This is a genomic window from Acinetobacter sp. 102, from assembly GCF_037028485.1.
Taxonomy (GTDB): Bacteria; Pseudomonadota; Gammaproteobacteria; order Pseudomonadales; family Moraxellaceae; genus Acinetobacter; species Acinetobacter higginsii.
Genome location: NZ_JAZEZK010000004.1, coordinates 1 through 12,310, shown reverse-complemented (window position 1 = coordinate 12,310; position 12,310 = coordinate 1). Strand labels below are relative to the sequence as shown.

Sequence of the window (12,310 nt, the reverse complement as noted above, 5' to 3'; positions counted from 1 at the left end):
CAACATTTTATTTATGTCTCAATCTGCAAAATTACAAACAGCCGAATTAGACTGGGAACTGGTCGATGGTATCGAAGTTCCCATTTCTAAACAGTTTGGCGATGTCTACTTTTCCAAAGATAACGGTTTACTTGAAACACGCCATGTGTTTTTAAATGGTAATGACCTAACTGAACGCCTATCAGAACTAAAAGATTTTCAATACTTTTGTGTTGGCGAAACAGGTTTTGGTACGGGCTTAAACATTCTGACCCTGTGGCAACTTTGGCAGCAGGTTCGTCCAGATAATCACAGCCACTTACATACCATCAGTGTTGAAAAATTTCCACTCAATAAAGCTGATCTGATTCGTGCACTGAATGTCTGGCCTGAACTTAAGCCACTTGCAGAACAGCTGATTCAACAATATCCCCTGCCTATCGCAGGCTGCCATCGCTTAAGTTTTCCTGAAGAACGTTTTAGTATTGATTTATGGTTGGGTGATGCTCAGGATATTTTTCCAAGTATCCCGAAGACTCAAGCCGTGAATGCATGGTTTCTCGATGGTTTTGCTCCATCATGCAATCCAGATATGTGGCAGGAAAATGTACTCAATCACATCGTGCGTTTATCTGAGTTTGGAACGACCTTTGCGTCCTTTAGTGTTGCCGGTGTGCTGAAACGTGGACTGAAACAACATGGTGTGCAGATTAGCCGTCCACGTGGTTTCGGTCATAAACGTGAAATGTTAAAAGCTATTTGGTCTGATTCGTCACAAGCGCTAACCGATTCTACTGATGCAGCACCAGAAATTAAGGTTCAATCTAAACTAGCACCAACGGCTTCCAATTCAAGACCTCGTCAAATTGCCATCATTGGCGCTGGAATCGCAGGTTTAAGCACAGCATGGGCATTTGCTCAACGTGGTCATCAAGTCACGATCTACGAGCAAAATGAGCCTCTCTCCGGGGCATCAGGCAACCCCCTTGCGCTACTCAATCCTAAGCTGTGTTCAATTGAACAGGCACATGAACATTTGATGACCTTAAGCTGGCAACATGCATTGAATTTTTATCCTAGATTCAAAGCATTTAGACCCATTCAAGTCCAACAAATGGCTTTAAAAAATGCGGATGAATTACTCAGCTTATCGGAACAGTATCCTTCGGGCGTGTTATCCACTCAAGATCAGCAAGATGCAATACCTGAAACTGATTATCCAAGCTTGACGCTACATCAGGCTGGTGCAGTTTCTCCACAGCAACTGCGTGATGAAATTTTGCACCATCCGAATATCAAAATCGAAAAGGCAAAAATTTCTCGCTTAAATAGCGCAGACAACCAAACAGAGCTTTGGCAAGATCAACAGCTCATCGCAACAGCCGATGATGTGATTGTGTGTTGTGCCAAGCAAAGTGCTGAGCTGTTTGAAAACTACCCCGTGTTAAAACCAATTCGTGGACAAGTCAGCTGGGTTGAGAATCGCGAGCACGCTTTAGCTCTAGATCAAGCCTATAGTTATGGCGGTTATTGTATGCAACTGGATGCCGCTCAATTGATTCTAGGTGCATCTTTTTATCCCAATCGAGACGATGTTGAAGTTTTAGCAGAAGATCATGTGCATAACTACGAACTTATCCACAGTGTCTTCCCTGAATATGCGCAACAGCTTCCATCCACTGAAACATGGCAAGGCCGTGCATCTGTGCGTGCACAAAGTCTGGATTACTTTCCTCTAGTTGGAAAAATGCAAAATCACCAGCAAATCTATACTTTTGCAGGTTTAGGTTCAAAGGGATTCTTGTTTGCGCCGTTGTGTAGCGAAGTATTAGCGGCTTTAGTACTCGGAGAACTTTGTCCAATTCCACAATCATTATTGGATAAACTCAATCCACAGCGTTTTCAAAAGAAGATTAAAGCAAAAAAACCGTATTATTCTGGTTAAATATCTTTTAATTTTAAAATAACTGACATCTAAAATTTTGAATTGGCCAAAATACAGCTGTATTTTGGCCAATCTTTTGAGTGCTTTAAGCGCCTTGTTCTAAAGGCAAGCCTGCATCACGCGCTGCGCGTGTGCCACCCATTAACACAACATATTCACGAGAACCATCCATACCGTCTAACAGTTCTGCTGCACGCGGTGCTTTACTTCCGCCACCACATAAAATATAAATCGGCTGATCCGCTGCAACTTGAGTCAAACTATCCGCAGTGATATCAGTAATTGGACGATTCACCGCCCCTTTAACATGAGCCTCTGTATACGCTTTGGTATCTCGGACATCCCAGATGACAGCGCCTTCTGGGAACTCAAATGTTGTAATTTCTTGTTTACGGATCATTGTGCACTCCTTTGATGTAAACAACACTTGGCAAATGAAGAAAACCCCCTTAGCATCTCAAATATTCTTTCCCTTTGTAAAGGTCTAACCATGCCTTCTTTTGATATTGTTTCTGAATTAGAGTTATTTGAAGTTAATCACGCTGTACAAAATACAGAAAAAGAGATCGCAACACGTTTTGACTTTCGTGGACAAGACGTTTCAATTGAGTTAAATGAGAAAAATAAAGAAATCAAAATCTCAACTGAAAGCGATTTCCAATGTGAGCAAGTTTATACCATGCTCGAAAATCACTTCTATAAACGTAAAATTGATGTACAAGCTTTAGATCCGCAAAAAGCCACAGCTTCTGGTAAAAATGTGGTGCAAGTGATCAAGCTGAAAGATGGACTTGACTCAGATACTGCAAAAAAAATTAATAAAGCCATTAAAGAAAGTGGCATCAAAGCGCAATCTTCTATCCAAGGAGACAAAATCCGTGTCACGGATAAAAAGCGCGATACTTTGCAACAAGTCATGAACTTTTTACGTGAACAACAATTTGGTCTGCCACTGCAATTTAATAATTTCAAAGATTAAGCAATAGGTTCACTATGGCAAAAGATAACCGCCTTTATAAGCTGGTTAAAACCACGTCTAAATTTCCGAAAGGAATCCGTAGCACGCTCTGGAGCAAAGCTTTTGGTCGTGTGGTTCCGATGGTTGGAACAGCAAATATTCGCTATTTAGAAGTGGATAAAGACCATGTTACTGTTCGCATTGAAAACCAACGCAATATGCAGAATCATATTAAAGGCGTTCATGCTGCTGCGATGGCTTTATTATCTGAAACGGCAACGGGCTTTTTAACTGGTTTACATGTACCAGATGATCGAATTTTGTTGATCAAATCATTGCATGTTGACTATTTAAAAGTTGCTCAAGGCGGTTTAACAGCAACTGCAACATTATCAGCAGATCAACAAAAGTTTATTGCGGATAATGATAAAGGCGAGTTATTGGTGCCAGTGACCGTGATTGATGATGCAGGCAATCAACCAATCCAATGCCAAATGCTTTGGGCTTGGTTACCAAAACGTAAAAAATAATAACTGACCTAGACTATTCTAGTGACAGTATTAGCATCAGGATGCAAAGATCACTTTTTGTGTTCTGATGCTAAAAATGAAAAAAATACGTCTGCTTTCTCATTTTTTTATTGCGCTCAACCTCGCGACTTATTCTGCTCAAGTGCTCGCCGCTAATGCTTCGGCTTCGATCCCTTCCAAACAGATCCCATCTTTAGCTGAACAAAACAAGAAAATCGTGGTCGATTTTTATGAAGGTGTTTTCTTAAAACACCAAGTGAAACAATATGCCGATCGTTATATTGGGGATCAATATATTCAACATAATCCGAATGTACCTTACGGTAAGGCACCATTTGTAAACTTCTTTAGCCAAAAATTTAGCAATAACCCTCAGGCAAAGAATGTCATCAAGAAAGCAATTGCTGAAGGAGATTTAGTCGTCCTGCATGTGCATTCTACAGAGAATGACAGCGATCGAGGTCGAGCGATTATTGATATATTCCGTGTAGAAAATGGAAAAATTGTAGAGCATTGGGATGTCATACAAAATATTCCTGAAAAGAGCCAGAATTCCAATACCATGTTCTAAACAGCACACAAAAAAATAAAGCCCAAACTGATTTGGGCTTTATTTTTTAAATACTTAAATAAATTTTTCAATGATCAGCATCAGCTCTTGCAAATATTCTGCATCAATCTGATCAAATTGATTCAGTTCATCACTATCAATATCCAACACGCCCACACACTCCCCTGCCTTCATAATCGGTAAAACAATTTCCGATTTTGATGCAGAACTACAAGCAATATGTCCTGGGAACTGATCCACATCAGGTACCACAATCACTTGCTGCTGTTGCCATGCCGCACCACATACGCCGCGGCCTTTGCCAATACGGGTACAGGCAATTGGGCCTTGGAATGGACCTAACACCAATTCATTGTCTTTGACTAAATAAAAACCAATCCAAAACCAGCCAAATTGCTGTTTTAACGCCGCGCAGATATTGGCGAGATTGGCAATCACATCGCTTTCATCTTCAACAATTGCCTGAATCTGAGGGAGGATACTTTGATATTGCTCAGCCTTATGGCCTTGCTGCAAAACTAATTCTTCTGCCATGCTTCATTCCAAATCAAAAATAGTCTTGGCTTCATTCACTCGATAAAAGAGAACTTAGCTTGCTGCAAATGCCTGTTTAATCTCTTCTGAGATCAAACGTTTCTTGCCATTCACATCCACCGCAACAAAGGTAAATACGCCTTCGGTAATACGTACTGGTTCACGAGAATCATCATGACTGTTCCATACCTCAATTTGGACTTGTACTGAACTACTGCCAACTTTCAAAATTTTGGTATAACAGCTAATCACATTCCCGACCTTAACAGGTACCAAAAAGGTCATCTGATTAATCGCAATCGTCGCACAACGACCTTTACTAAAACGTTCAACATGAATCGCTCCTGCGAGATCCATCTGAGAGACAATCCAGCCGCCAAAAACATCACCACTCCAATTGGTATCTGCGGGCATGGCAATGTTTTGTAGTGATAAAGTCCCTTCTGGATGAGTTGGGCGTTCGCTCATGTTAATGTCCTTGGTGTTGCTGTAATTGCTGGTCTAGCCATTGTTGTAACTCGGGTGCACGTAATGCCCCGCTGATTCTCGCTAATTCCGTGGTTTTATTCATCAAGACCAAAGTCGGAATACTCCGCACATTAAATGCAGCACTTAAACGTGGATTGGCTTCGGTATCAATTTTGGCAAAAACCACATAGGGATTTTGCTTAGCGACCTGAGCAAAGTGAGGTGCCATCATTTTACAAGGACCACACCATTCTGCCCATAGATCAATCAGTACGGGCAAATCTGAATTACTGATAAAATTACTAAAGTTCTGTTCATTCAGTTCAATCGGCTCTAAAGGCAATAACGCTTTATGGCATTGTCCACAGTTAGGATGAACTGCTAATTTTTCTTCGGGTACGCGATTTTTTGCACCACATGATGCACAGACAATAATCATCTACATCACTCCAATATGTTGATGTAAAAATTCTAATTGGGTTGTGACTGCTTTTTCAAACCAAGAACCATGATAAACATCAAAATGTTTCATTTCCCACTCATGATAGCTCACAAATGGCGCAATATTGGTCGCAGCTTCTCGACTCGATTCAATTGGAATCAGGGAGTCATGCTTGGCGGCAATAAATAAAACAGGGATATTAATTTTCCGTACAAACTGAATCGGTCGATAACGCATCAAATTAAAGAACACCCGTGCAGGAACTTCCCCACTCCAGTAATAATCTGGATTTACAATCGAGTGATATCCGTAGTAACTATCTGAAGTCGGTAGGAAACACAGTCGATATTGATCGACCACAGGTAAGGTTTTAGGTACCAAGCCCATCTTAGAGCCCATATAATCCTGACTGGAACGCTTTAATGCTTCGGGATAACGTTGCAAAGGGTAAAGCTTGGCCGTTTCAGCCCCATCAACATAGGGGACTTGTACCATGACCGCCTGAATGTTTTTCAGGTCTGTTGCTAAACTTAAGGCATATCCACCACTAAGCGAGGTTCCCCATAAAATAATCCGTCGACTATCAATCAGCTTGCAATTCGAAGCATATTGAACCATGGTTTTCCAGTCATCAAGCTGGGCACTGAGTGAAACCAATTCACGTGGTTTCCCTGTACTGCCGCCCCAATAACGATAATCAAATAAAATGACTGCATAACCTGCTTGGGCAAAACGCTGTGCATATTGAACCAGTTTAAATTGACGCAAACCTGCAAAGCCGTGCGCCATGATAATCACAGCAGCTTTGGTATTGGCTTTAGGTAAATAGAAATCCGCAGCGATGGTTTCATCACCACTTGCAACATACAACGGCTCAACGGTATAGGTATGCATGCGCGCTCCATTGCCTTATCTTTTAATTATCATCACTTATTTACTATAGACATTTAAACTCAAGATCGAGCTTAATGCTATGATAGAGCATAAAATGTTTTGTTTGTTTTTGGAGTGACAAGATGACAGAGAATGTTGGTTTTGCAGGTCAAATCGGCCCTGAGCATGTTGAGCAAGTGGTTGAAAAAGGATTTAAATCGATTATTAATAACCGTCCAGATCTGGAAGGTGGTCCTGAACAACCTACAAGTGCCCAAATCGAAGAGTCTGCGCGCAGTGCAGGTCTAGACTATGTCTATCAACCGGTTGTTGCTGGGCAAATCACTGAACTCGATGTCCGTACATTCGCCAATCATTATAATGAACTGCCAAAACCAATTTTAATGTTCTGTCGTACCGGTAACCGTTCAAATAATTTATATCAGATTGCTAAACAAATGGATTTACTGGACGACTAAATTCATTACATTTTATTACCTGATCCAAATAGTGAAACCTTTCTATTTATAAGATGATGGTTCTTTTTCAATAGATCAAGAACCATGTCAAAACTCGCCATTGTCCTGTTATGTATCCTCTCTATCTCAGCTTGTAGCTCTTTCCAAGTTCGCCCGACAGCGACGGTGAGTGTGGGTACAAGTTTATAAAAAAACAGCACCGAAGTGCTGTTTTTTTATTCTTATTTTTTTAGTCAGAACATGTCATTGACTGAGTATTGTAAGGACTGATTTCATTAGGTGCATAACTACCATCCGTAGCAAAATCAGACTTCAATGCAGGTAAAGTAAAATTGGTATAGCCACGAACTGGGGTTTGCGCAAGAGTTGCTTTTGCACCAATTTGGACATTCAACCAATGTGCATTTGCTTTAGGGTATTCAATTTGGAAGTCAAAACGCCCATAGTTATCTGTGCGGTAAGTAGCTGTTGCAGGATGATTTGCGTCACTACCTATCAAACGGACAACACGTAAAGCTTTACCATTTGCTACCCATGAAGTAGAAGCTGGATTAATTGCACAACCGTATACTGTATTATTTGTTGTACCTAAATCTGGAGTAGCTCCACTTAATGCATAGTAATCATCTCCAGGCTTAACCCAAGCTTTTAAATCATTAAATGGATATTCACCTTTTAGTTTGAATGGCGTTACTGTTCGATCCCAAGGATCTTTTTGAATAGCAAACAACCATTTACCTAATGAATATGATGTCGGACGAGTGTCTAATACAACATCCTGATTTGCGACAGGTTTACCATCTACATCTAATAATTGAACCGAACCTTCTAAGGTATAATAAATACCATTATTGGTTGAACCTATTTGTGTTGGATTCACATTAACATCAATTGAGCCAATCGTTACAGGAACCTCTGATGGGACAACATCTACTGTATAACTTTGACGACGTTCAGTATTCTGAGTATCTTTTACTACAGCTTCAACAACTAGATCATTCGTTACAAAATCATAACCAGTTGCACGTAAAGACTCGTCTATTACTACAGTAAATTTCACCCAACCATTTGTATCACTCTCAAGCGTCGAGGCTCCCTTAATATACGCTCCATTTTGTTGGTAAGCTGGAATTGTTAAGGTAACCGCCTTGCCTGATTGGCTTGAGCCATTCATATCAGTAACAAGGACTGAAACATCTACAGCATCACCACGAACATTTAACTTATCTTTAGATGCCTTAATTTTTAAATCAAGTTGTGGCGCTAGGGCTGTCGGTGTATGAACTTGAAGCTGTGAATTCTGTGAAACCGCCACACCATTTTCATTAGTATGAGTTGCCGTCAGTACAATATTTGGAATTGGAGACACTAAACCAGCAACTGCTTTCATTGAAAGTTCAAATACAGCCTCACCAAACTCATTCGTCACAATCTGTGATGATCCTTTAATTGAAGTAGCCGTTCTAGGGTCAGCAATAGATAAAGTTACAGGTTGATTTGCAACCCCACCCTGATTGCTATCTAATAATTTCACCGTGACTAATGCAGTATCTCCTGCAGAGCTAAGTGACACGCGATTACTATCAATTGTTAAATGATATGGATTGATTGCATCCTGAACAGTGAACGTTAAATTCGTTGGGATTTCATTACCACGAGGGTCGCGAATTATTCCTGTCACTACAATGGAGCTTAATGTTGCTGAACTTACCCCTTTAGGGATAATCAAATCTACTGCAACTGAACCATTTGCTTGTATAACTACAGCTTCGCTGGATAATTTTACGCCAGCGGCAGTCGCTTCTGAATTGAGACTTAAACGCATTGGAATGCCTGCTGCAGTATTAAGCCCCATTTCATCTTTAACAGAAGCATAAACTTTTACAGTTTGTCCCGCAGTTACTGTTTTTACATCAGCTACCAAACGTGGATTTAATGAATTTGCAGGCGCAGTAATACCAATTGAACTAGTTTGTTGTAGGCGATCACCATTATTCAAGTTGGTACCAACAATGGCAAAAATAATGCCATTTTTGATCAGGCTCTCATCATATTTACCTTCAGAAACAGTGACAGTAAATTCAGCTTCGCCTTTACTATTAGTTGTTGTTGGTACGCCACTTAATGACACACGACTAGAAACTAGAGAAGATAAAGCAACTGTGATTGGTGTATTCGGAATTGCATTACCTGCCGCATCTTTTGCGATTACTTTAACTCGCGTTTCACCACCTAAAACTGAAAGATTCGGATTTACAGAAGTAATTTCTAGATTGGCCAAATCTTGAAGTACTACAGTAGGTTTAGATAACTCAATTTTCTGTACAGCGGAATATTGTGTACCATCTGGACGTTTCCCCACAATTGCAACTGTCAAATCATTTGCATCTAAATTATCTATTTGAGTTGCTGTTTTTGGATCAATATTAATCTGGAATGTTGCCTTACCATTGCTATCAGTGACCTTTGAAGTCGGTGTGAGAAGTGTCACGCCATTTGGCAAAGCTGCTTCATTTAAGCCAATTCCAACGACTTGGCCTGGCAATACATTACCATCTATATCTTTAGCATCTACTGTAATGGTAATTACTTTTGCCGTACCATTTAAAGTTACAGCATAATTAGATATAGCTACATTCAAGTAATCCAATACTTTTGGCAATGAAGTAAACTTAATCCCAACTTTATCTATTTTATTTGTAATTGCTGAACTCACAGTAAATTCCACACCAGAGTGTGCTAATACTGCCTGCTCTGGCGTGCCATCATATTTATAACTATATGTAAAGGTCACATAACCTTCCGCATCTGTTATCTGCTCAGCTTGGCTCACTAAGCTCAACTGCAACGTTTTCATGTCAGCGTTCGATAGTGATGGCGTAATATTTACACGTGCGTTAACTAAAGGATTACCTTTATTGTCTAATGCCTTGGTTCTAACCACGATATTTTGATTCTGTACAGAACTATATGCATTTACAATTGGATCAATCATCAACTGTTCAACTTTGCTATCCACTTCAGCATCAACAGTTAAAGCAGATAACTCAATATGTCTCGAAACAGATTTCGTATCTGCTCCAGTAGGAGTAATCTTTATATCAATACCTTGCATTAAAGTATTAAAATCGCTTTGATTTTGAGGTTTAACTTTTAAATTGAATATAGCAGTACCATTACTGTCAGTTGTAACCTTTGTTGGCGATCCATATGACACTCCTTTTGTGAGTGAAATACTATCTGTTACGCTTAAACCAACTTCTTGATTAGTTAAGGCATTACCTTGTTTATTAACTGCTTTTACTCTTACTGTAATTAATTTTTCAACACCTAAAACAATAGATTTAACACCATCCGTATCAACTGATAGATAATCAAGTTCTGGTAAATCACGTGTAGCAAAATTTAACTTAACTGCTTGCGTCTTTGCTGAATCAGAAATAGAAGAAAACGTTAAAAGAATCCCTTCATTTGCAGCATTTTGTTGCTCTGGTTTTGTATTATATTTATATTCAAAAGTATAAGTAGTATAACCTGTATCATCAGTTTGTTTCTCAGCCTGATCCTTCAAGCTCAAACCTAAACTTTGTAACTGTTCGTTTGAGGAGTTGAAAAGAATTTTCTCATTCTTTAAAGGGCTACCTTTAATACCAATAGCTTTTACCTTAACTGTAATTGTTTGATCTTTTTTTGGATCAAATGATTCAAGAATAGGATCTATCTGCAAATATTGTAGGGCCTCTGTCGAAATTGCTGCATCCTCTACAGAAATTTCTATTTTATTCTCAACATTATTACCAGCCTTAAATGTTGCAATAATTCCAGCATTCACTAGCGCATCGATTGTCTTTTGCGTCGGTTTTGGGACTGAAGTAATTGTTTTTAATTTAAAGGTAACAAAGCCATTTTCATTTATATCTCGAGTTGCAGCGCCTTCAAATGTTACCCCATTCGATTGAGCTTCCGAATTTAAACTTAGTGTTATTTTACCCTTTGAAGCTCCTAATCCTTTAAAGTTAACTGCTTTGACTTTAACTTCAACAACACCATCAACGGCATTAACTTTATATGATGACGCAACTTCTAACCGTTGAATCGCCTCTTGATCTTCTACTGTTTCGTCTGCAGTTACAACTTGAACGGTTGCCTTACCATTAATATTCTGACTATTTTCAGTATAAGTAGCTGTAAGCTCAATTCCATGTTGAGCCAAGGCGATTGGGTAATCTGAATTACTAGTTAGCGTAAATTCTGCATAACCCTGTGTATTGGTTATAGCTTCTATCTTATCAAGTTTCACACCATAAGAATCTGCAATAGCATCAACAGCTAACTTTACTTTAGTATTTGATAAAACATCACCATTACTATTTTTAGCAAAGACACGAACTTTGGCCGTACCTGCTTTTGCTTTAATTGAAGCTTCTGGCGTAATAACCTCTAAAACATTAACAATTTTAGAAGTATCTTTAAAAGTTAAAGAAGTCACCTCTTGCTTTTCGGCACGATTTTCATCAATCAGTTTAAACGTGAGTTTCTGTGAACTTCCAATAAATGCTGAAATATCACCAGCTGTAAGTCCCGCATTTGGAATTATTTTGAAAGTTGCTTTACCTTGCGAATCAGTTGTAATAGATGAACCAGGCTCTATAGCAAACTTACCATTCATTTCCTGAGGAAGGCTTAACTCAATTGTCTGTCCTGCTTTTGCTCCACCTTTAGTATCCGTAACCACTACAGGAAGATCAACAGAACCATTTGGTAAATTTAGGGTCGCTCCCTGCGGAACACTTAGATTATAATCACTTACGATTGTAGTCGTTTTTTTAATATTTAAAGTATATGGAATAGAAATCTTGGTGCCATCAACAACAGCTGTGAGTTGAACCTTACCTGAGTCCGCTTGTAATACAGGAATATTCAGAGTAAAGACTGCAACACCGTTTGCATCAGATGTTACTTTAGAATTTGTGCTAGCTACACCTAATTTGTCAGAATCAGCAATGCTTAAACGAACATCTTTGCCAGCAACACCACCTTTATCGACATTCAGAACTTTAACGGCAACTTTAACCTGACTATTGTCCTGTGCAATTTGTAAAGTCTTGCCTTCTGTATCTTGCAATATAATATTAAGACTATCTGCTACTTTCGAAGTATCAGTTTCCGACTGATTGCCCCCTGTATTATTTCCATTACTATTATTATCCCCAGATGAATTATTATTTCCATAATATCCACCCCCTCCCCCTCCACAAGCAACCAATGCAACTGATGTTGCTAATACTGTTGTATTTACCCCGATTTTTTTTAAACCCTTGAAATATGTCATAACAATAATTTCCATCTTATTTAATATTTAGCCTTACAATACGATTAAGACTTTTGTACAAAAATTTACTCGAAATAATATATTTTATCAATTCGTAATACCAGCTTTATTCCTTAGGAAAGTGAACTGCTTAACATTAATATCTGTTATTTTTGTCTGAAAATTCCACGCCATAAAAAACACCCCCTAACGTTAGTTA

General features: G+C 39.1%; 11 protein-coding genes. 5 read left to right on the top strand and 6 right to left on the bottom strand.

The features are described 5' to 3' along the window. Positions 1 to 13: 13 nt before the first annotated feature. Complete coding sequence (gene mnmC / locus WA352_RS04905) at positions 14 to 1,924, top strand: FAD-dependent 5-carboxymethylaminomethyl-2-thiouridine(34) oxidoreductase MnmC (protein ID WP_033133759.1); 1,911 nt, start codon at positions 14 to 16, stop codon at positions 1,922 to 1,924. An 85-nt stretch (positions 1,925 to 2,009) separates the two neighbouring features. Here mnmC and WA352_RS04900 read toward each other — a convergent pair whose 3' ends face one another. Further along, positions 2,010 to 2,324, bottom strand: coding sequence for a rhodanese-like domain-containing protein (locus WA352_RS04900; RefSeq protein WP_004804287.1), 315 nt, complete (start codon positions 2,322 to 2,324; stop codon positions 2,010 to 2,012). Positions 2,325 to 2,414: 90 nt separating this feature from the next. On the opposite strand from WA352_RS04900, the gene WA352_RS04895 reads away from it, so the two are divergent. From WA352_RS04895 to WA352_RS04885, 3 genes are all read left to right on the top strand, one after another. Further along, positions 2,415 to 2,903, top strand: coding sequence for a YajQ family cyclic di-GMP-binding protein (locus WA352_RS04895; RefSeq protein WP_004655922.1), 489 nt, complete (start codon positions 2,415 to 2,417; stop codon positions 2,901 to 2,903). A gap of 14 nt (positions 2,904 to 2,917) precedes the next feature. Further along, positions 2,918 to 3,412, top strand: coding sequence for a DUF4442 domain-containing protein (locus WA352_RS04890; protein ID WP_005206791.1), 495 nt, complete (start codon positions 2,918 to 2,920; stop codon positions 3,410 to 3,412). A gap of 67 nt (positions 3,413 to 3,479) precedes the next feature. Beyond that, entirely contained in the window at positions 3,480 to 3,983 is a 504-nt protein-coding gene (locus tag WA352_RS04885; protein ID WP_033133758.1) for a nuclear transport factor 2 family protein, read from the top strand. Positions 3,984 to 4,037: 54 nt separating this feature from the next. Here WA352_RS04885 and WA352_RS04880 read toward each other — a convergent pair whose 3' ends face one another. From WA352_RS04880 to WA352_RS04865, 4 genes are read right to left on the bottom strand one after another with little or no spacing between them, the layout of a single operon-like run. Beyond that, entirely contained in the window at positions 4,038 to 4,517 is a 480-nt protein-coding gene (locus WA352_RS04880; RefSeq protein ID WP_033133757.1) for a GAF domain-containing protein, read from the bottom strand. A 54-nt stretch (positions 4,518 to 4,571) separates the two neighbouring features. Beyond that, positions 4,572 to 4,985, bottom strand: a complete 414-nt coding sequence (locus WA352_RS04875) for an acyl-CoA thioesterase (protein WP_004655929.1) — start codon at positions 4,983 to 4,985, stop codon at positions 4,572 to 4,574. Position 4,986: 1 nt separating this feature from the next. Then, entirely contained in the window at positions 4,987 to 5,424 is a 438-nt protein-coding gene (trxC, locus tag WA352_RS04870) for a thioredoxin TrxC (RefSeq protein WP_004655931.1), read from the bottom strand. Next, positions 5,425 to 6,321 carry an alpha/beta hydrolase gene (locus WA352_RS04865; protein WP_033133756.1) on the bottom strand — a complete coding sequence of 299 codons (897 nt, stop codon included), beginning with the start codon at positions 6,319 to 6,321 and terminating at the stop codon, positions 5,425 to 5,427. A gap of 122 nt (positions 6,322 to 6,443) precedes the next feature. On the opposite strand from WA352_RS04865, the gene WA352_RS04860 reads away from it, so the two are divergent. Further along, entirely contained in the window at positions 6,444 to 6,779 is a 336-nt protein-coding gene (locus tag WA352_RS04860; RefSeq protein WP_004804274.1) for a TIGR01244 family sulfur transferase, read from the top strand. A 229-nt stretch (positions 6,780 to 7,008) separates the two neighbouring features. Here WA352_RS04860 and WA352_RS04855 read toward each other — a convergent pair whose 3' ends face one another. Next, entirely contained in the window at positions 7,009 to 12,111 is a 5,103-nt protein-coding gene (locus tag WA352_RS04855; protein WP_033133754.1) for an Ig-like domain-containing protein, read from the bottom strand. Between the last annotated feature and the right edge of the window lie 199 nt (positions 12,112 to 12,310).